We start from the raw sequence: 21,384 nt of genomic DNA on the forward strand, positions 1-21,384 counted from the left end.
GGCTGGGGACGGTTCTTTGGGTGTAACTGCCGGATATAGCGGCAGTTTAGCATAGCGCGGATGGGTTGTTATTCTTTGTTAATAGCCGGTTTTAGTCATCAGTCAATGTTTGCGGACTGGCGACAGAATGACGACGTACCAGTGTTGGGCTAAACATATTCGTGACTTCCGGTAGTGGCGTTTTATTTGCCAGTGCCAATGCCAACTCTGCCGCTTGTGTTGCCATCGCGACAACCGGATAGCGGATCGTGGTCAGCCGAGGGCGAAGATAACGCGAGATTAGCACGTCATCAAAACCGATTAGCGAAATTTCCTGTGGAACCTCGATGCTGTTGTCACTGAGCACGGAGAGTGCCCCTGCAGCCATCGGGTCGTTATAGCAGGTGACCGCAGTGAAATGCTTACCGCGGCCAAGTAAGTCGGTCATGGCTTGTTCACCACCGATTTCATCTGGCGAACCGTAGGAAACTAAGCGGTCGTCGACGGCGATGCCAAATTCTTCTAATGCATCGAGATAACCCTGTAGACGATCAGCGGCGTCTGAAATTTCATGGTTGGAGCAAATAATTGCGATCCGCTTATGCCCCTGCTGGATGAGATGGCGTGTTGCTAACCAGGCACCATAACGATCATCGAGTGCGACACAGCGCGTTTCGAAACCGGGTAACGTGCGGTTAATCAACACCATACCGGGGATCTGTTTCATTAATGATGTTAATTCTTCATCAGATAACTTTTTTGCATGGACCACCAAGGCGGCGCAACGATGACGAATGAGTTGTTCGATAGCTTGACGTTCTTTTTCGGCATCATGGTAACCGTTTCCAATCAATAAAAAATTACCCGTGGCATAAGCCACTTGCTCAACAGCTTTGACCATTGACCCAAAGAAAGGGTCTGAAACATCAGAAACAATCATGCCAACCGTTTCGGTTGATTGCTGAGCTAGTGCCCGTGCATTGGCATTGGGGTGGTATTGTAACTGTTCCATGGCGTTGGATACCGCCTGTCGTGATGCTTCACTGGCATTAGGCGAATTATTGATAACACGAGATACCGTTGCGACGGAAACACCCGCCAACTTGGCAACATCCTTAATAGTGGCCATTTTTCTTCCAGAGATTTTCAGGGTAATCGCTTACATCACTCAGTTTTGCGGAAAACAGGACGCTCCGCAAGGGGGGATGATCGCAACTTGATGAGAAAAAATCAAAGAACATGAAAATAGGAATAATACCTGTAGAGGCTAGGCCTCTTGTATTCGCTTTAGTACAAAATGGCACTGTTTAGTAAAAATTGTGCTTTGGTCTTATTGTTAGGTGAATGTTATTTTTACTTTCTATTTATTTGCCTGAGATAGCCATGTCCATCATCCGTTACCCCCAGCTTGCCCATTGGGGCGCTTATACCGCAGTCGTTGAAGATGGCAAGCTGATCCGTTGTGAGCCATTTGCTGACGATCCTAACCCTTCCCCCTTATTAGACTCCATTACGCCAATGGTTTATTCCGATAAACGTATCCGTAAACCGGCGATTCGTCGTTCATGGTTACAGCAACGGGAAAAAAGTGATCGTACCCTGCGTGGGCGGGAAGATTTTGTTGAAGTGGACTGGGATGTCGCGCTGGATTTAGTGGCTGAAGAGAATCGCCGGGTGAGAGACAGATATGGCCCTTCAGGGCTGTTTACTGGTTCTTATGGCTGGTCCTCTGCTGGGCGTTTACATCACGCGCGTTCATTAGTCCGGCGTTTTTATTTCTCTGGCGGTGGAGGTGTTGATCAACTGGGTAACTACAGTTGGGGGTCTGCACAATTCTTCTTGCCCTATGTGATAGGGACTTTTAGCCCACTGACCGGCCGGGTGACCTCTTGGCCAAGTGTGGTTGATCATTGTGAACTGTTTATCGCTTTTGGTGGGCTGGCACTAAAAAATGCTCAAGTTTCCTCTGGTGGCTCGGCGGAGCATTCATTAAAACCTTGGTTGGAGAAGCTGGCACAGAAGGGCACACCGGTTATTAACATCAGCCCGATGCGGGATGACTGCCCAGCGTTTGTCAATGCGGAATGGATACCCATTCGTCCAAATACCGATGTCGCACTGATGTTGGCGCTAGCTTATGAAATTCAGCGTGTTGAGGGGCAGGACGAGGCTTTCCTGGCGACCCACTGCGTGGGTTATGAGCAGTTAGCTGATTACATTCGTGGGGTGAATGACGGCATAGCGAAAACACCAGACTGGGCCAGTGATATTACCGGTATTCCTGCAGCCAGAATTACGCTGCTGGCGCAACAGCTTGTAGGGGTGCGCAGCTTTATGACCTGCTCTTACTCCGTTCAGCGAGCACATCGTGGCGAACAGCCTTATTGGATGGTTATTGCTTTGTCAGCCATGTTAGGGCAGGTGGGATTGCCAGGTGGCGGCTTCTCATTTGGTCACGGTTCAATGAACGGCGTGGGGAACCCGCGCATAGATACTCCAGGGCCAAGTATGCCAGTGGGGAAAAATCCCTCCGGGCTGGCTATTCCGGTGGCGCGAATTTGTGACATGTTGCTCCAGCCGGGGCAGCCTTATCAGTTTCAGGGCGAAAATCATACTTACCCAGATATTCATTTAGTGCATTGGGCTGGCGGTAATCCTTTCCACCATCATCAGCAACTGAACCGGCTGGTAGAGGGGTGGCAAAAGCCTGATACCGTGATTGTGCAGGATATCTGGTGGACACCTGCGGCTAAAATGGCGGATATCGTACTGCCAGTAACCAGTTCACTGGAGCGCAATGATATTGGTGGTTCGTCTCGAGATCGCTATGTATTGGCGATGCATCAGGCTATTGCGCCGCAACATCAGGCGCGGAACGATTTTGATATTTTTGCCGATCTGGCTGAAAGATTGGGTTATCGCGAAGCTTTCACTGAGAATCGGGATGAGATGGCGTGGATCCGGCAGATTTATCAAGATTGTGGTGTGGCACAGCAGCCACATGGGGTCGACTGGCCTGACTTTGACCAGTTCTGGCAACGTGGTCATGTAGATTTACCGGCCCCACAGAAAGAATTTGTCTTTTTTGATGCTTTCCGCGATGACCCTCATGCCAACCCGCTGCAAACGCCAAGTGGCAAAATAGAGCTGTTCAGTGAAAAAATTGCCAGTTATCAATATGAGGACTTTGCCCCTCATGCTGAATGGAAGCCACCGATTGAATGGTTGGGGTCACCGCAGGCTGAGCAATGGCCGCTACATTTGATCTCTATCCAGCCAGAGGATCGTCTGCACAGTCAGCTTGATCCGGCCCCTTTGGCACAAGGCAATAAAACCGCCGGTCGTGAAACTCTCTATATGCATCCACAAGATGCCGCCAGACGAGAGATTACTGATGGCTGCGAGGTGAAAGTCAGTAACTTACGTGGCCATTGTTTGGCGGGGGTTCGTATCACGGAGGGTGTTACCCGTGGTGTGGTGATAATGGCCACCGGTGCTTGGTTTGATCCCGGCTTTGGTAACAAACAACATAAAGTCGAACAATCCGGTAATCCCAATGTTCTGACATTGGATATCGGTACGTCTCGTTTGACGCAAGGCCCGAACGCCATGAGCTGTTTAGTTGAGGTCGCGCTGAGTTAGTTGGCTGCAGTATGTACAGCAATGAATTACAAACCTATTCGGCTTACTGACAATGTTCACTACTGGTTACACTTTGCACGCAAATGTTGCGATTGCGTACTGGCTGTAGTTTCACAGAAACAGATACAGTAGTCATCCCAGAGGTATTAATTGGTGAGTAATCAACATACGCTGTGTGTTAAAAGCCAGTTTTTTATTTGCACCGACCTACGCAGATGCGTAGGTTTTTTTTTATTTGTTTTTCCCCTCCCATTATCAGTGTGCTCTTACATAAAAACCCACCAGAATTATAGTATCCTGTTTACACCTTTCTTATTCATTGTTCATTGGCTTATAGGGAAATAGACATGGTTTATCGCGCACTACGTGCTCTTTTTCGTGGGTTATTTCGTGTCACCATTGATGGTGTCACTGACCAGTTTTCACATCAAAAACTGATTATGACGCCAAATCATGTTTCTTTCCTGGATGGGGCTTTATTAGCGCTGTTTCTGCCGATAAAACCGGTGTTTGCTGTCTATTCCAGCATTACTGAAAGCTGGTATATGCGCTGGTTGAAACCTTATGTCGACTTTGTGGCACTTGATCCGACCAAGCCTATGGCAATCAAACACTTGGTCAGAATGGTGGAGCAGGGTCGACCGATCGTCATCTTCCCTGAGGGACGCATCACCGTGTCCGGCTCATTGATGAAAATCTATGATGGTGCCGCATTTATTGCTGCTAAATCAGGTGCAACGGTGGTTCCTATCCGTTTAGAAGGCCCTGAGTTTACCCACTTTGGGCGGCTTGGTGATGTACTAAAAGTTCGCTGGTTCCCGAAAATCAGTATTCATGTGCTCCCCGCAACTACGTTACCCATGCCACAAGCTCCGCGAGCCCGTGATCGCCGCGTGCTGGCTGGTGAGCGCTTACATGCCATTATGATGGCGGCGCGGATGGCGGTTCAGCCAAAGGAAACCCTGTTTGAAGCTTTGTTGTCGGCGCAAACCCGCTACGGGCGCTTTCAACCTTGCATCGAAGATATTTCATTTAAAGAAGATAACTATCAAACCTTGCTGAAGAAAACTCTGGGTGTCAGCCGTATTTTGCAGCGTTTTACCGCACCGGGGGAGCATGTTGGAATGTTGCTACCGAATGCGACTATCACCGCCGCCGCAATTTTTGGTGCCTCGGTACGTGGCCGTATTCCTGCTCTGCTTAATTACACCTCCGGTGCCAAAGGTCTGAAAAGTGCGATCACTGCGGCCTCATTGAAAACTATCGTTACGTCGCGCCAATTCCTGGAAAAAGGCAAGTTGACACATTTGCCTGAACAGGTGACTGAGGCCAACTGGGTCTATCTGGAAGATTTAAAAGACACGGTCACTTTAGCGGATAAGTTATGGATTTTATTCCATTTATATTTTCCGCGCCGGGCAATGATGCCCCAGCAGGCGGATGACAGTGCCTTGATTTTGTTTACTTCTGGCTCAGAAGGTAATCCTAAAGGGGTAGTACACTCACACGCCAGCCTATTGGCGAATGTTGAACAGATCCGCACCATTGCCGACTTCACGCCACGCGATCGTTTTATGTCGTCACTGCCGCTGTTTCATGCTTTTGGCCTGACGGTGGGTTTATTCACCCCATTAATGACTGGTAGCCGCGTATTTCTTTACCCTAGTCCACTGCATTACCGTGTGGTGCCTGAGCTGGTGTATGACCGCAACTGTACGGTGTTGTTTGGTACCTCAACCTTCCTGGGTAATTATGCCCGCTTTGCCCATCCGTATGATTTTGCTCGCTTGCGCTACGTGGTTGCCGGGGCTGAAAAGTTAGCTGACAGCACCAAACAGATTTGGCAGGACAAATTTGGCATTCGTATCCTGGAAGGTTATGGCGTGACTGAATGCGCACCGGTAGTGGCGATTAACGTGCCGATGGCCGCTAAAGTGAATACGGTGGGCCGCATCTTGCCGGGTATGGAGCCCAGATTAATTCAAATCCCCGGTATTGAGCAGGGGGGGCGCTTGCAATTGCGCGGCCCGAATATTATGCGCGGCTACCTGCGGGTAGAAAACCCCGGTGTACTGGAACAGCCATCAGCAGAGAATGCGCAGGGCGAACTCGAAGCTGGTTGGTATGACACGGGAGATATTGTGGCCATTGATGAAGAAGGTTTCTGCGCTATCCGTGGCCGCATGAAGCGTTTTGCTAAATTAGCCGGAGAGATGGTCTCACTAGAGAGTGTTGAACAGTTGGCACTGCGCATCTCGCCGGAAGGGCAACATGCCGCGGCAACGAAAGCAGATAGTGCAAAAGGGGAAGCTCTGGTGCTGTTTACCACTGACAGTGAGATAACACGCGAGCAACTCATTAAAGTCGCACGGGAAAGCGGGGTGCCTGAACTGGCCGTGCCGCGTGATATTCGGTTAGTGAAAGCTTTACCTCTGCTCGGAAGTGGTAAACCTGACTTTGTTACGTTAAGCAAAATGGCCGCAGATCCGGAGATGAGCGTATGAGTCAGCAAGCTTTAGCAGAGAAACCGTTATTATCGAGAGGAATGATTGCGGTGCTTTGTGCGCAGTTTTTCTCGGCTTTTGGTGACAATGCGCTGCTTTTCGCCACGTTGGCATTAATTAAGCAGCAGTTATATCCCGACTGGAGCCAACCTATTTTACAAATGGCTTTCGTGGCGACCTATATCATTTTGGCTCCGTTTGTCGGGCAATTTGCCGATAGTTTTGCCAAAGGGCGGGTAATGATGGTGGCGAACGGCTTGAAACTGGCTGGTGCACTGGTTATCTGTTTTGGTTTCAATCCCTTCTTGGGTTATAGCCTGGTCGGTGTAGGAGCTGCGGCTTATTCACCAGCCAAATATGGCATCTTGGGTGAAATTACTTCCGGTGATCAGTTGGTTAAAGCCAATGGTATGATGGAAGCTTCAACCATCGCGGCTATCTTACTGGGTTCAGTTGCGGGGGGCGTGCTGGCCGATTGGCATCTGGTGGTGGCTTTGGGGGTTTGTGCACTGGTTTATGCTATTGCCGTGGTGGCTAATATGTTTATTCCACGATTAGCGGCAGCCCGGTCAGGTCACTCATGGCGGCCAACAGCAATGACTGGCAGCTTTTTTGCCGCTTGTCGAATTTTGTGGCGCGATGGTGAAACTCGCTTCTCACTGGCGGGGACCAGCCTGTTTTGGGGCGCGGGCGTCACATTACGCTTCCTATTGGTGCTGTGGGTGCCGATCGCTTTGGGGATTACCGATAATGCCACTCCGACATTATTAAATGCCATGGTGGCCATTGGGATTGTATTGGGGGCCGGTGCTGCTGCGCGTTTTGTCACACTGAAAACCGTGAAGCGTTGTTTACCAGCAGGGGTGCTGATTGGCGTGGTCGTGGCTATTTTTGCTCTGCAACACAGCATGCCGATGGCTTATTTATTGTTGATTATTATCGGGATTTTGGGGGGCTTTTTTGTGGTTCCTCTCAATGCCCTATTGCAAGAACGCGGTAAACAGAGTGTCGGCGCGGGTAACGCCATCGCGGTACAAAATCTGGGAGAAAATACCGCCATGCTGTTGATGTTGGGGTTGTTCTCGGTTGTGGTGAAACTTGGTGTGCCGGTCATCGCGGTCGGTGTCGGTTTCGGAGTAGTATTTGCCTTGGCGATAGCATTACTGTGGGGTTGGCAGTGGCGGCAACTGCGCCGTAAAACGGCTGAATGACACAATAATAAAAGGCCGCAGTAGCGGCCTTTTTGCGGATTAAACTTGAGTAGAATTAAGGCGCAGGGAAGGTAAAACGGGTATGAATCTCTTCCAATGCATTCAATACTTCCTGACTCAACACCACGTTCTGGCTATCAATATTACTTTTCAGTTGCTCCAGTGTGGTGGCGCCCAACAATGTGCTGGCAACAAAAGGTTGTTGGCGTACGAAAGCCAATGCCATTTGCGCCGGGTCCAGTCCATGACGTTTCGCTAGCGCGACATATTCGGCTATCGCTAACTGGGCTTGTGGCCCGGTATAACGAGTAAAACGGCTGAATAAGGTATTGCGTGCCCCTGCCGGCTGTGCGCCATTGAGGTATTTACCGCTCAAGGTTCCGAATGCCAAACTGGAATAAGCCAGCAGTTCAACTCCTTCATGCTGGCTAATCTCGGCCAGACCGACTTCAAAGCTACGGTTTAGTAAACTGTAGGGGTTTTGAATGGAAACAATACGCGGTAAATCGTGCTTTTCTGCCAATTGCAGATAGCGCATAACACCCCAAGGAGTTTCATTAGAGACACCGATATAACGGATTTTACCGGCCCGCACCTGTTCATTCAGGGCTTCCAGTGTCTCAAGCAAGGTGACAACTGCGGTTTGCTCACTATAGCGATAATTTAACTTACCAAAACAGTTGGTTTCCCGTTGTGGCCAATGTAGCTGGTAAAGATCAAGATAATCGGTATTGAGACGTTTAAGACTCTCATCTAGCGCGGCGCGGATATTTTTCCGGTCCAGTGCCATATTCGGGCGAATAGGTTTATCGCTCCCGCGTGATGGCCCAGAGACTTTGCTGGCTAAAATAATTTTGTCGCGACTACCGCGAGCCTTTATCCAGCTACCAATATATTGTTCAGTTAATCCTTGGGTTTCTGGTTTTGGTGGTACGGGATACATTTCTGCGGTATCGATCAAGTTAACACCGGCTGCAACGGCATAATCCAGTTGAGCATGGGCATCGGCTTCACTGTTTTGCTCACCAAAAGTCATGGTGCCAAGACCCAGCAGGCTTACTTCTAATGAACTGTGGGGAATACGATGATATTGCATTGCCGACCTTCCTTAATGTCTGAAATTATCAGGCCATACCCTGCGTTCTCGACGTTGCAACGCCAATTATTTGGGGTATATGTCAAACCCGCCTTATCCGACTATAACGAAGCGTTGCGGCAGGGGGAAGAGGACAAGACAAAAGTACAAAAAAAAGGGAAGGATGGGTGCGGCTGACCGCACCCGAAAAGTATTATGCTTATTTATTGGTTGGCTTATTTTTTTTCCCGCGCATGAGATTCAGGGTTTCAACACCCATTGAGAAGAACATGGCGAAATAAATGTAACCTTTTGGAATGTGAATCTGGAAGCTTTCCAACATCAGCGTGAAGCCGACCAGAATCAGGAAAGACAACGCCAACATTTTGACTGATGGGTGGCGGTTAACAAATTCACCGATCGGTCTGGCAGCAAACATCATTACACCCACTGATATGATGACAGCCGCCATCATAATAAATAGATGATCTGACAGCCCAACTGCGGTTATCACCGAGTCCAGGCTAAAGATGATGTCCAGTAGCATGATTTGCACGATGGCGGCGAAGAAAGAACTCACATTACTGGTGTGCTCAGTATCGCTACCCTCAATAGTCTCATGAATTTCTTTACTGGCTTTCCAAATCAGGAATAACCCCCCCAACAGCAGAATTAGATCCCGCATGGAGATACCGTGACCTGCCACAGTAAATAGCGGTTCCGTCAGGCGGATAACCCAGGCAATAGAGGCAAGCAGCGCCAGACGCATTAACATCGCACCGGCCAAACCCAAACGGCGGGCTTTGTTCTGTTGTGCTTTAGGTAATTTTGCTACCACCAAAGAAAGGAAAATTATATTGTCTATCCCAAGAACGATCTCAAGGATAGTTAATGTGCCTAGCGCCAACCAGGCATTTGGATCGGCAACCCATTCAAACATTGTGCCCATACACCTTACAGAAACATAAAAATACAATTATACGCTTTTATTTATTAATCGGAACATATCCGCCGTAATTGGTGTGGCAATTGAGGTCGCCCATGAACGAATCCATAATTACAACAAAAAGTGGCGCGCTAGCATCGGGCCGGTAAAGGTTTTTTTCAGATAGAAACCGCGAGGCAGCGTCATGATGGGCTGTCCTTGCTCACCGATAGCTTCGGTTAAGGCTCGGCTATTGGCTGCTTTAGGCCGCAGTTGCAATACTTCACCATGACGGGCGGTGATAGTTTCGACTTTACCCAAAACGATAAGATCCATTAACTCTTCCCAGTCACGGCGTAGCAATTCTTCCTCTTCTTCGTTTGGGCTCCACAACAAGGGCGCGCCAACTCTGCGCTCTGCTAAAGGGATTTGTCGTTCACCTTCAACAGGAACCCACAGCACTCTGGTCAGCTTATGCCGCACATGACTGCTTTCCCAGGTAATACCGCTATTACCTGTGAGTGGCGCGACACAAACGAAGGTCGTTTCCAGTGGTTTGCCCTGAGCGCTAATAGGAATGGTTTTCAGCTCGATACCAATATCAGCAAAGTCTTGTTCCGGTTTGCTGCCAGCACTGGCTCCCAGATAGAACTCCAGTAGCATGCCGACCCAACCTTTGACGCGCTTTAAGTCTGCCGGGATAACCCACTGTGCTCTGGTGGCCAATTCGCCAAGGGTAAAACCTGACAAGGCTTGAGCTCGTTGAAAAAGTTGATGTTCATCAGTAGGCGGTGCCGGGGGCAATGAATAAACAGACATGGGTGGAAACCTGCTAAAGTCGGTTAAAAAACAAGCTGAAATAAAAGTGACTGTGGATGTATTGTTGTCCAGCACGGCAGAAATGAATAATAGCATGATTTAAAGGAAGTTTTCTTTCCTTCCGCTTAGCAAATACTTTTATTCTAACTATCTTGTGCACCTACTGACCGTAATAATGAACAGGATCTTACACCTATTTATCCACAGATTTATGGGATAACCTCAGTAAATCACGATCACTGGTTCAATTTACAGGCTTGACGGCAGGTTTTTTTGCGAGTTTTGCTCTTTTTTGCATAACTTTACCTCATTATCTGTGGGTAAAAACGACATTGATGGATCTTTAGCCAGCGCCAGATCCAAAACGGATATAGATCACATTTTTGGGTGGTGAATACCTGTGGGAAACCTGTTATTTCGTTGAAATTAATCATTTATTTTTTTCGATATTTTTGACGTATAATTACGTTAAAATGAGTTGTACCTGCTTTTCCCTAGAGTTCTGCACACCTATATCCACAGAAAAAGTGAATAAAATCGTGCCCGCACCCCCTAGGGTGTTTATAACTTTGCTAATATCTGTGAGTTATCCCAAAGTTATCAGGTTCCGCTGGCGGATAAGCAGTGGTTTACCGCCTGTTGCTAGTGTGAAACAATCAGAGCATCTTTGAGTTTTAAGCTTATCGAGGTAGTCCGGTGATCGATGATGATGGCTACCGCCCGAACGTGGGTATCGTAATTTGTAATCGGCAGGGAGAAGTGTTGTGGGCCAGGCGTTACGGTCAGCACTCTTGGCAGTTTCCTCAAGGGGGGATAAACCCCGGTGAAACACCAGAGCAGGCAATGTATCGCGAACTTTTTGAAGAAGTAGGACTTAACAAAAAGGATGTCCGAATTCTGGCTTCAACCCGTAACTGGTTACGTTACAAATTACCGAAACGTTTGGTGCGTTGGGATACAAAGCCGGTATGCATCGGCCAAAAACAGCGATGGTTTCTACTACAGTTAATGTGTAATGAAGCCGATATAAACATGCAGCGTAGCAGTACCCCGGAGTTTGATGGCTGGCGCTGGGTCAGTTATTGGTATCCGGTGCGTCAGGTGGTGTCTTTTAAACGTGATGTTTATCGTCGTGTCATGAAAGAGTTTGCGCCAACCGTAATGCCTGTGCAGGAGGCTACTCCACCACGGGTACCGCCCGCTTATCGCCGTAAAAGAGGTTAAGTTAAGCCGATCATGCTCACGCGTTTGCGAGAAATAGTTGAGAAAGTGGCGATGGCAACCAGCCTAACCGATGCGTTAGAGCTGTTGGTCAATGAAACCTGTCTGGCGATGGACACGGAAGTCTGCTCGATTTATCTGGCAGACAATGACCGCCGTTGTTATTACCTGATGGCGACACGGGGTTTGAAAAAACCTCGTGGTCGCACTATTACCCTGGCTTTTGACGAGGGTATCGTCGGGCTGGTAGGGCGTCTGGCCGAGCCAATTAACTTGGCGGATGCTCAAAGTCACCCCAGTTTTAAATATGTTCCGCAAGTTAAAGAGGATCGCTTCCGGGCGTTTCTCGGGGTTCCTATTATCTATCGCCGCCAGTTGCTCGGCGTGCTGGTGGTTCAACAGCGTGAGCATCGTCAGTTTGATGAGAGCGAAGAGTCGTTCATGGTCACGCTGGCGACACAACTGGCAGGCATCCTGTCTCAATCTCAGCTTAATGCGATTTTTGGCCAATACCGCCAAACTCGCATCCGCGCACTGGCTGCGGCTCCTGGTGTTGCTGTCGCCGAAGGTTGGCAGGATACATCGCAACCCTCCCTTGATTTGGTTTACGAAGCCTCGACACTCGATCCTGTTCTGGAACGTGAGCGTCTAACGCAGGCATTGGAAGAGGCTGCAGCTGAATTCCGTCGTTTTAGTAAGCGCTTTGCCGCCAGCTCGCAAAAAGAGAGTGCGGCGATTTTCGATCTCTATTCCCACTTGCTAAATGATGCCCGCCTAAAACGCGAGCTTTTCGCTCAAATTGATGCCGGTTCGGTGGCGGAGTGGGCGGTTAAGCAGGTGGTTGAACAATTTGCCGCGCAATTCGCCAGCCTGCAAGACACTTACATGCGTGAGCGCGCCAGTGACTTGCGCGCCTTGGGTCAGCGCTTATTGTTCCATCTCGATGACAGCACCTCCGGGGCCAGTCAATGGCCGGAGCGTTTTATTCTGGTTGCTGATGAGCTCACTGCCACGCTACTGGCTGAAGTACCACAGGATCGCCTAGCGGGTGTGGTGGTGCGTGACGGTGCTGCTAACTCTCATGCCGCCATTTTAGTGCGCGCCATGGGGATCCCGACGGTCATGGGTGCTGACATTCAACCCGCGCTGCTAAATCAGCGGCTATTGATTGTTGATGGCTATCGTGGCGAGGTGCTGGTTGATCCCGAACCCGTGCTGGTCAAAGAGTATCAGCGGCTGGTTACTGAAGAGATCGAATTGAGTAAGCTGGCGGAAGATGACGTTGAACAACCTGCGGCGCTGAAAAGTGGTGAGCGGATTCAAGTCATGCTCAATGCCGGTCTTAGCCCGGAACATGAACAATTGCTAGGTGGGCGAGTTGATGGTGTTGGTCTGTACCGCACCGAAATTCCTTTTATGCTACAAAGCGGCTTCCCATCCGAAGAAGAACAAGTTGCACAGTATCAAGGCATGCTACAGCTTTATCCGAATAAACCGGTCACGCTGAGAACACTGGATATTGGTGCAGATAAACAGTTGCCTTATATGCCTATTAGCGAAGAGAACCCTTGTCTGGGCTGGCGCGGTATTCGTGTCACGCTGGATCAGCCAGAGATCTTTTTGATCCAAGTGAGAGCGATGCTCCGAGCCAATGCTGGCACCGGTAATTTGGGGATCTTATTGCCGATGATCACCAGTCTTGAAGAAGTTGATGAGGCAAAACGTCTGATTGACCGCGCCGGGCGCGAAGTGCAGGAAGTGTTAGGTTATGAATTACCGCAGCCAAAACTGGGGGTAATGATTGAAGTTCCTGCCATGATTTTCATGCTGCCTTATCTGAAATCTCGGGTAGATTTTATCTCGGTTGGTACTAACGATTTGACGCAATATCTGTTGGCCGTCGATCGCAACAATACCCACGTTGCCTCACTGTATGACAGTTTGCACCCGGCGATGCTGCAAGTGCTGAACCACATTTTGACTCAGGCAACACAATCAGGGTTACAGGTGAGTTTATGTGGTGAAATGGCCGGTGATCCCATGGGCGCGTTGCTGCTGGTGGGGTTGGGTTATCGCAATCTCAGTATGAATGGTCGCAGCGTGGCGCGAATAAAATACCTGCTACGTAATATCGAGTTAGCGGATGCACAAGCATTGGCTGAGCGAGTGCTAACGGCCCAAATGACCACGGATGTGCGTCATTTGACGGCGGCATTTATGGAGCGTAGAGGGTTGGGCGGGTTAATCCGTGGTGGGAAATAACCCTTATTCTTTGATCTTGGCGCTGTAGCGTTGTTAGCTGCTCTTGCTTACCCGATTCATTGGCTGTCGTCAGCTCGTCGGGATTAGCTCGCTTGCGGACTTGCGACAACGCCAATGAGTTTGGTTATACCTAATAAGCGCATATTAGCAGGGCATTTTCTCTTTCAGGGGATCACGGTTTACAGAACTTTTCTCTGGTGACTTTCCAGAGTTCCTCGACCCTATGCTATTATGCGCTACCTGTAGCCCTAACCGGGCAAGAACAATAGACATTTCGTGGTGATAGATGAGCAATAGCTATCTGGCGTTTCCTAAATTTGATCCGGTCATTTTCTCCATTGGCCCGGTTTCCCTCCATTGGTATGGCTTGATGTATTTGGTGGGCTTTGTCTTTGCCATGTGGTTGGCGGTTCGTCGGGCCAATAAACCGGGTAGTGGCTGGACCAAAGAAGAAGTCGAAAACCTCCTTTATGCCGGGTTCCTTGGGGTGTTTGTTGGTGGCCGCGTCGGCTATGTTCTGTTCTATAACTTACCGATGTTCCTCGATAATCCACTGTATCTGTTCAAGGTATGGGATGGCGGTATGTCATTCCACGGTGGTTTGATTGGTGTTATCTGTGTCATGTTGTGGTTCGCCCGCCGCACCAAACGTCATTTCTTCCAAGTGTCTGATTTTATGGCTCCTCTAATACCATTTGGCTTAGGTGCTGGTCGTTTGGGTAATTTTATTAATGGTGAGCTGTGGGGCCGTGTCACGACTGATACCCCGTGGGCTATGCTGTTCCCAACCTCTCGTGGTGAAGATATTGCGATTGTTGCCGCCGACCCGGCAAAATGGCAGGCGATCTTCAATCAATACGGTGTATTGCCGCGTCACCCTTCGCAACTGTATGAAATGCTGCTGGAAGGGGTGGTATTGTTTATCATCCTGAACCTGTTTATCCGCAAGCCGCGCCCAATGGGTAGTGTGTCTGGCCTGTTCCTGATTGGTTATGGCACATTCCGTATTATTGTGGAATGTTTCCGCCAGCCAGATGCTCAGCTCGGCTTGTTCGACGGCGTGATCAGCATGGGGCAGATCTTATCTGTGCCTATGATTCTGGCCGGTATCATTATGATGATTTGGGCGTATCGCCGTCCTGCGCAACAACTTTCGTGAGGTAACATGAAACAGTATCTGGATTTGATGAAAAAAGTGCTGGCAGAAGGCACTGCTAAAGATGACCGTACCGGCACCGGTACGGTGTCAATTTTTGGGCATCAGATGCGTTTCAATTTACAAGATGGTTTCCCGCTGGTGACCACGAAACGTTGCCATTTGCGTTCAATTATTCATGAGCTGTTATGGTTCCTTAATGGCGATACCAATATTGCCTATTTGAAGGAAAATAACGTCTCAATTTGGGATGAGTGGGCTGATGAAAATGGCGATCTTGGTCCCGTTTATGGCAAGCAATGGCGTGCCTGGGGTGCCGCAGATGGTCGTAAAATTGATCAACTAAGTAACGTGGTTCAGCAGTTGAAGCAAGATCCCAACTCCCGTCGAATTATTGTTTCTGCTTGGAATGTGGGTGAATTGGATCAGATGGCATTGGCGCCATGTCATGCTTTTTTCCAGTTCTATGTTGCTGAAGGCAAGCTGTCTTGCCAGTTATATCAACGTTCTTGTGACGTGTTCCTTGGGCTACCATTTAACATTGCCAGCTATGCATTGCTGATTCATATGATGGCACAGCAATGTGATTTGGCAGTGGGTGATTTTGTCTGGACGGGGGGCGATACGCATCTGTACAGCAACCACATAGAACAAACGCAACTGCAATTGAGCCGCGAACCACGGGCATTGCCGAAACTGATTATCAAACGCAAACCTGATTCATTGTTTGACTATCGTTTTGAAGATTTTGAGATTGAGGGATATGACCCTCATCCAGGAATCAAAGCCCCGATTGCTATTTAGTTCTTTGACTGGGGCCGCAATGGCCCCAGCTTATACTCCTCACCTTTCTACTGCCCGACCTTTTCTATCACTCCCCACACTCAATAGAAACTGCGAGCTACTGCGCAATCTTTTCTACATTTGTGTCGCCATAAATAAAATTCTGCGTACCTTTTCCAAGGTTGGTGATGAGTGACTGGCGCGCAAACTTCAGCGACGTAAACTCACGACATGGAAATTAATATAACACTCAAAAACCACTGTTTCAAAAGAAGCAATATCCTTATAAAACAGAATGGTATGACTCTTATTGAACTGCTGTTGGTGATTGCATTGGTTGGTTCAATGGTTACATGGGGAGCCCAACGTTGGCATCATTATCAACAACGTGAGAGGCTCGCGGATAGTGCTCGCCAGTTACTCGCCTTCTTAACACACTTACAGGCCGAAGCTAATCGCAGCAACTACACGGCATTACTGTGGGTTCAACCTGATGGGCAAGGGTGCTTAAGCAGCGGTGATAAGCCAGTCATGTCTTGCTCCTCATTAGCTGGCCCAATTTTTACCCCCCCTTATCCTGATGTAAGCATCAGTATTTCTTTAAAAAAGGAGATTGGTTTCTTTGGTGTGAGGAATACGGCACAAGCAGGAAATATCATACTCAGCAGCCCGGCAGGGCGTATCCGGCTGGTTATCTCCAGCCGTGGGCGAATGAGGTTATGCAGCGAAGAGCAGTCAGTGGCAGGTATTCATTTATGCCAATGATGACAAAAAAGTCAGTCACATCGGGTCATTCCTTACAGGAATACATGGCTGGTTTTACTCTGCCAGAGATGATGCTGGCATTGAGCATTGGCAGCTTGATTATTATGGCTGCCAGCCAGACTTTCCCTAAATTGCGCCAGCAAATATCCTACTTGCAGCAGCATTATCATCTGGAATTAGCACTGAGTCAGGTTATGGCGGCACTGGAAAAAGACTTAAGGCGAGCGGGGTTTTGTCATGGTGAGTGTCAGGGAAAGGCAGTGACAACACATAACTATCCAGGAGAGACAACGAACTCTTGTTTGATAGTGGCTTATGACCTCAATCACAATGGTCGATGGGAAGGAGAGAAACATCCACAATCCGAATATTTTGGTTATCGCCTGCATAATAAAGCCTTAGAAGGCCAGCGTGGTGAGCTGAATTGCTCTGCCAGAGGTTGGGAAAAACTCTTTGATCCACAAGAGATTACTATCACACACTTTTCTGTTAACCAATTACCACGACAAGTATCGGGACAGATTTATCGGGTGCAATTAGCAGGACAAAGAAAAAGCCATCCGGCAATTCATCACCAGCTGACTTACACCATTCGTGGTAATAACCTATGACGCAGAATTATCAACAAGGGGCGAGTACCTTAGTGACTGTCGTCACACTTTTTGTTCTGGGGCTATTTTTACTGTCTGCGCTGCACCGGCAATTGGATAATATCCAGCAAATCACGGCTGAGGAACAACGGCATTTACGAGCTTTCAATCAAGCAACGTCATCATTGAACTGGGGTCTCAAACAACATTGGTTATTCGCAATGCCGTGGCGGTTGGGGTCGACATGGTATTGCAATGAGCACCAGCAATATGGCTTAAAAACTTGTATTAAACCGGCCTCGCTGACAGGTTTTTTTATCCTAAGAGGTGAGAGCCAATCCTCCGGTGCACCTTTGATGCTTTACCAGCGCGTTAAATTGCAAACAGCTAAAGATCATAGAAATGGCTATCAATTGGTTAAAACTGCACATGGCTGGTTGGATTTTTGCCCTGATAAGGATGCTCAATTTTGCCTTTACTGAAATACCGTTACCAGCAGCAACTTACCAAGACGTTATGTCACCTGCGTGAGCAGCAAGGGTTTAGTTTATTTGAGGTGCTAATTGCTGCTCTATTTTTCATGGTTTCGCTACTGGGGCTACTGCAATACCATCAGGCACTTTTACAGGGTTTTTCTTCTTTATGGCAACAGCGGCAGGCCTGGTCTTTGCTAAACCAACATATTGACAGTGGTGGAGAGCAGAGACCCACAGATCCATCTTTATCTGGCGAAAAATCTCACTGGCGCTATCAGCAGGTTATGACCAAAGTGGATGGGGAATGCGCAGAGTTTGATTTTACTCTGACGATATCACCAAAGCGGCAAGCAAAATTAAGCCGTTGGTTCTGTTCTGGCGAGATTAAAGCCAGTGATTAGACCGAGTGAACGCAGCTAGCGCCCTTGCTGCGCCAAGTACGAAAGGGGAGATAATCGAGGTAAGCTATTGCGCTTACTCATTATCAAGTTAGAGTATTAAACCTCAGGATTTATCTGCAAGTGATAATCAGTAGGGTTAATCATTGATGGATATTTCCATAGTGCCTCAAGGGAGTCATCATGTTCACGGTCTATCATTCTAATCAATTGGATCTACTTAAAGCGATAACGACTGCGCTGATAGAACGAGAGCCGCTAGATAACCCTTTTGAGCAAGAAGTGGTGTTGGTTCAAAGCCCCGGAATGGCTCAGTGGCTGCAAATGCAGTTAGCACAACAATTTAGCATTGCGGCCAATATTGAGTTTCCGCTACCCGCCACCTTTATCTGGGAGATGTTTACCCGCGTATTACCGGGGATTCCAAAGGAAAGTGCATTCAGTAAAGATGCTATGACATGGAAACTCATGTGGTTATTGCCTGATTTATTGGAAAATCCAGCATTCTCCCCGATGAAACGCTATTTAAGTGACGATAATGATAAACGTAAGATTCACCAGCTTGCCGCACGTGTTGCTGACCTTTTTGACCAATATCTGGTGTATCGACCAGAGTGGCTTGAAAGTTGGGAACGTGGTCAACTGATTGATAATCTTGATGATGCACAGCAATGGCAAGCTTTACTCTGGGTCGAACTTACGCGCTATACTCGCCAGTTAGAGCAACCTGAATGGCACCGAGCCAATCTTTATCAGCGTTTCATCCGCACACTGCTTGAATCCGATATATGCCCTGCAGGGTTGCCAAAACGCGTATTTATTTGCGGCATTTCGGCATTACCCCCCATCTATTTACAGGCCTTACAGGCGCTGGGTAAACACATTGATATCCACCTGATGTTTACTAACCCATGCCGTTATTTCTGGGGTGACATTCAGGATTATGCTTTTTTGGCTAAATTGCAGAGCCGCCAGCGCAGGCATTATCGCGAATCGATAGACGTAAAACTATTTCGTCAGCCTGAACAGGCAGAACAGTTATTTAATGCTGATGGCGAACAGGATCTCAGTAACCCACTGTTAGCCTCATGGGGTCGGCTTGGGCGAGATCATATGTATTTATTATCTCAGGTTGATGAAATCCAGGAGGTCCATGCCTTTGTTGATATCAAGCCGGATAATCTATTGCATGGTATTCAGCACGATATGTTGGAGTTAGAAGATCACGCCATTATGGGCACCACTGCGGAAACCCTAGCCCGCAGTGACCAAAAACGAGAATTACAACTTACAGACCGTTCTCTCAGTCTGCATGTTTGCCACAGCCCTCAACGCGAAGTTGAAGTCTTACAAGATAATCTATTGCGATTATTAGCCGCCGACCCTGAGCTGACCCCACGCGACATCATTGTGATGGTAGCGGATATTGATAGCTATACCCCCTATATTCAGGCCACATTTGGTAATGCAACGGGGAATCGTTATTTGCCGTTTGCCATTTCTGACCGCAAAGCCAGTCAGGCTCATCCCGCACTACAGGCATTTATTACGCTACTGGATTTGCCTCAGAGCCGCTTCACCTCAGAGCAAGTTTTGGCCTTGCTGGAGGTCCCTGCCTTAGCGAATAAATTCGGCATTACTGAAGATGGGTTACGCCGTCTACGGCAGTGGGTTGGAGAGTCTGGTATCCGTTGGGGATTAGATGACGACAATGTGCGAGAGTTGTCCTTGCCTGCAACCGGCCAGCATACCTGGCATTTTGGTCTCACTCGCATGTTGCTGGGTTACGCCATGGATAGCACTGCCGGAGATTGGCAGGGTGTTTTACCCTATGACGAATCTAGTGGATTGGCGGCGGAGCTTGCCGGGCAATTGGCTGATATGTTGATGCAATTGAGTCAATGGCGGCAACAATTAAATGAATCTCGCGCCCTGAGTGAGTGGCTACCATTATGCCGCCAATTATTGGATACCTTTTTTGAACCTGATAATGAAACCGAAGCGGTTTTAGTCTTGATTGAACAGCAGTGGCAGAAAGTTATCAGTTACGGTATTGCCGCCCAATATCCTGATATTGTGCCACTTAATCTGTTACGGGATGAACTGGCTTCTCGTCTGGATAATGAGCGTATTAGCCAACGTTTCCTCGCCGGACCCATTAATTTCTGTACCTTGATGCCGATGCGTTCTATCCCATTTAAGGTCGTTTGCTTATTAGGAATGAACGACGGCGTTTACCCACGAACTCTACCGCCGCTAGGTTTTGATTTAATGGCGAAACAGGTTCGTCGTGGTGATCGCAGTCGTCGTGACGATGACCGCTATCTATTCCTCGAAGCACTGCTCTCCGCCCAACAACAGCTTTACATCAGTTATATTGGGCGCTCGATTCAAGACAACAGCCAGCGCTACCCTTCGGTGTTAGTGAGTGAATTAATTGAATACATTTCACAAAGTTATCGCTTGCCGGGTGATGAAGCGCTCAGTGCTGATGATAGTGCCAAACGTGTGATTCAACATTTACTCTGCTGGCATGCACGGATGCCATTTTCTGCAGAAAACTTTATTCAAGACAGTGAGTCGCAAAGTTATGCTTCTGAATGGTTACCTTCCGCTGAGTCTCGGGGACAAGCACATCCGCAGTTTAATCAACCTCTCGCTCCTGAACCTTTAGTTGAAATAACACTGGATGAATTAATTCGTTTTTACCGCCATCCGGTGCGGGCATTCTTTCAGCTACGGCTGGGCGTGAATTTTGTTATCGAAGAGACAGAGTTGCCTGATGAAGAGCCATTTACTTTAGATAACCTTAATCGCTATCAGTTTAATACTCAGTTATTGAATGCACTGATAGAAGACAGTGATATCACTGCTGTGTTCTCACGTGCTCGTGCGGCAGGTAACCTTCCTTATGGCTCATTCGGTGAGCTGTACTGGGAAAGTCAGCAAGAGGAAATGGTGCCGCTAGCAGAACAGATTCGGAGCGAGCGTAAAGAGAGTCACAGTATTGAGTTAAATATTCTATTTGGGGAGACCACACTGACGGGATGGGTCCACCAGGTTCAGGATGACGGTTTAATTCGTTGGCGTCCCGCAGCACTCACCGCAGTCGATGGGCTGCTGCTCTGGGTTGAGCACTTGGTGTATTGCGCAGCAGGGGGAGAGGGTGAAAGCCGGATGTATGGACGTAAAGGGACAGCATGGCGCTATGCTCCACTGCATTGTGATGAAGCCCGGCAATATTTACAGCAGTTAATGACTGGGTATCAGCAAGGTATGTGTGAGCCTCTACTTTTGCTAAGCAAAAGTGGTTGGGCATGGTTGAGTCAATGCTTTGATCGTGAGTCTGGCCAGATTTTATGGGATGAAGAAACACAAACGAAAGCCAGAATGAAACTTTTGCAGGTTTGGCAAGGCTCTCAGCAAATCGCCGGGGAAGGTGAGGATCATTACATCCAAAGGGTGTTCCGCCTGCTGGATAACCAACATCTCGACATGATATTACACGAAACAGAACGTTATTTATTACCAATAGCCCGCCATAATAAGGCGTGAGGTACGGGTTATTATCAAAGCAG

The 21,384-nt window shown here is 48.3% G+C and carries 16 protein-coding genes; 12 read left to right on the plus strand and 4 right to left on the minus strand.

Annotation, left to right across the window (positions count from 1 at the left end; all coding sequences use genetic code 11):
• Positions 1 to 91 precede the first annotated feature (91 nt).
• Entirely contained in the window at positions 92 to 1,108 is a 1,017-nt protein-coding gene (galR, locus tag DJ58_RS12675; RefSeq protein ID WP_004706743.1) for an HTH-type transcriptional regulator GalR, read from the minus strand.
• 254 nt (positions 1,109 to 1,362) lie between these two features.
• Between galR and DJ58_RS12670 the strand changes: the two genes are divergently transcribed.
• The 3 genes from DJ58_RS12670 to lplT all read left to right on the plus strand — a co-directional run bounded on the left by DJ58_RS12670 (position 1,363) and on the right by lplT (position 7,336).
• Positions 1,363 to 3,621, plus strand: a complete 2,259-nt coding sequence (locus DJ58_RS12670) for a molybdopterin guanine dinucleotide-containing S/N-oxide reductase (RefSeq protein WP_032910258.1) — start codon at positions 1,363 to 1,365, stop codon at positions 3,619 to 3,621.
• Positions 3,622 to 3,968: 347 nt separating this feature from the next.
• Positions 3,969 to 6,125, plus strand: coding sequence for a bifunctional acyl-ACP--phospholipid O-acyltransferase/long-chain-fatty-acid--ACP ligase (gene aas / locus DJ58_RS12665; RefSeq protein ID WP_004706741.1), 2,157 nt, complete (start codon positions 3,969 to 3,971; stop codon positions 6,123 to 6,125).
• A complete protein-coding gene (gene lplT / locus DJ58_RS12660; protein WP_032910256.1) occupies positions 6,122 to 7,336 on the plus strand; it encodes a lysophospholipid transporter LplT in 1,215 nt (404 codons plus the stop codon). Before aas ends, lplT begins: the two co-directional genes overlap by 4 nt.
• Before the next feature lie 55 nt (positions 7,337 to 7,391).
• On the opposite strand, the gene DJ58_RS12655 is transcribed toward lplT, so the two are convergent.
• From DJ58_RS12655 to mutH, 3 genes are all read right to left on the minus strand, one after another.
• The gene (locus DJ58_RS12655; RefSeq protein WP_004706739.1) at positions 7,392 to 8,432 is read right to left on the minus strand and encodes an NADP(H)-dependent aldo-keto reductase; all 1,041 of its coding nucleotides are present in this window, start codon (positions 8,430 to 8,432) and stop codon (positions 7,392 to 7,394) included.
• 199 nt (positions 8,433 to 8,631) lie between these two features.
• Positions 8,632 to 9,351, minus strand: coding sequence for a TerC family protein (locus DJ58_RS12650; protein WP_032913230.1), 720 nt, complete (start codon positions 9,349 to 9,351; stop codon positions 8,632 to 8,634).
• Positions 9,352 to 9,468: 117 nt separating this feature from the next.
• Positions 9,469 to 10,155 carry a DNA mismatch repair endonuclease MutH gene (mutH, locus tag DJ58_RS12645; protein WP_004706737.1) on the minus strand — a complete coding sequence of 229 codons (687 nt, stop codon included), beginning with the start codon at positions 10,153 to 10,155 and terminating at the stop codon, positions 9,469 to 9,471.
• A gap of 696 nt (positions 10,156 to 10,851) precedes the next feature.
• On the opposite strand from mutH, the gene rppH reads away from it, so the two are divergent.
• From rppH to recC, 9 genes are all read left to right on the plus strand, one after another.
• Positions 10,852 to 11,379 carry an RNA pyrophosphohydrolase gene (gene rppH / locus DJ58_RS12640; RefSeq protein ID WP_004706735.1) on the plus strand — a complete coding sequence of 176 codons (528 nt, stop codon included), beginning with the start codon at positions 10,852 to 10,854 and terminating at the stop codon, positions 11,377 to 11,379.
• Positions 11,380 to 11,391: 12 nt separating this feature from the next.
• Positions 11,392 to 13,638 carry a phosphoenolpyruvate--protein phosphotransferase gene (gene ptsP / locus DJ58_RS12635; RefSeq protein ID WP_004706734.1) on the plus strand — a complete coding sequence of 749 codons (2,247 nt, stop codon included), beginning with the start codon at positions 11,392 to 11,394 and terminating at the stop codon, positions 13,636 to 13,638.
• Between the two features lie 286 nt (positions 13,639 to 13,924).
• Complete coding sequence (gene lgt / locus DJ58_RS12630) at positions 13,925 to 14,797, plus strand: prolipoprotein diacylglyceryl transferase (protein WP_004706733.1); 873 nt, start codon at positions 13,925 to 13,927, stop codon at positions 14,795 to 14,797.
• Positions 14,798 to 14,803: 6 nt separating this feature from the next.
• Entirely contained in the window at positions 14,804 to 15,598 is a 795-nt protein-coding gene (thyA, locus tag DJ58_RS12625) for a thymidylate synthase (protein ID WP_004706732.1), read from the plus strand.
• 210 nt (positions 15,599 to 15,808) lie between these two features.
• A complete protein-coding gene (locus tag DJ58_RS12620; protein ID WP_032910254.1) occupies positions 15,809 to 16,342 on the plus strand; it encodes a prepilin peptidase-dependent protein in 534 nt (177 codons plus the stop codon).
• A complete protein-coding gene (locus DJ58_RS12615; RefSeq protein WP_032910253.1) occupies positions 16,333 to 16,953 on the plus strand; it encodes a prepilin peptidase-dependent protein in 621 nt (206 codons plus the stop codon). The genes DJ58_RS12620 and DJ58_RS12615 overlap by 10 nt, the downstream gene beginning before the upstream one ends.
• Positions 16,950 to 17,414, plus strand: coding sequence for a YgdB family protein (locus DJ58_RS12610; protein ID WP_032910251.1), 465 nt, complete (start codon positions 16,950 to 16,952; stop codon positions 17,412 to 17,414). The genes DJ58_RS12615 and DJ58_RS12610 overlap by 4 nt, the downstream gene beginning before the upstream one ends.
• A complete protein-coding gene (locus DJ58_RS12605; protein WP_032910250.1) occupies positions 17,402 to 17,809 on the plus strand; it encodes a prepilin-type N-terminal cleavage/methylation domain-containing protein in 408 nt (135 codons plus the stop codon). Before DJ58_RS12610 ends, DJ58_RS12605 begins: the two co-directional genes overlap by 13 nt.
• A 180-nt stretch (positions 17,810 to 17,989) precedes the next feature.
• Entirely contained in the window at positions 17,990 to 21,361 is a 3,372-nt protein-coding gene (gene recC, locus DJ58_RS12600) for an exodeoxyribonuclease V subunit gamma (RefSeq protein WP_004706727.1), read from the plus strand.
• The last annotated feature ends 23 nt before the right edge of the window (positions 21,362 to 21,384 follow it).

Origin of the sequence: Yersinia frederiksenii ATCC 33641 (assembly GCF_000754805.1) — a bacterium.
GTDB classification, from domain to species: Bacteria; Pseudomonadota; Gammaproteobacteria; order Enterobacterales; family Enterobacteriaceae; genus Yersinia; species Yersinia frederiksenii.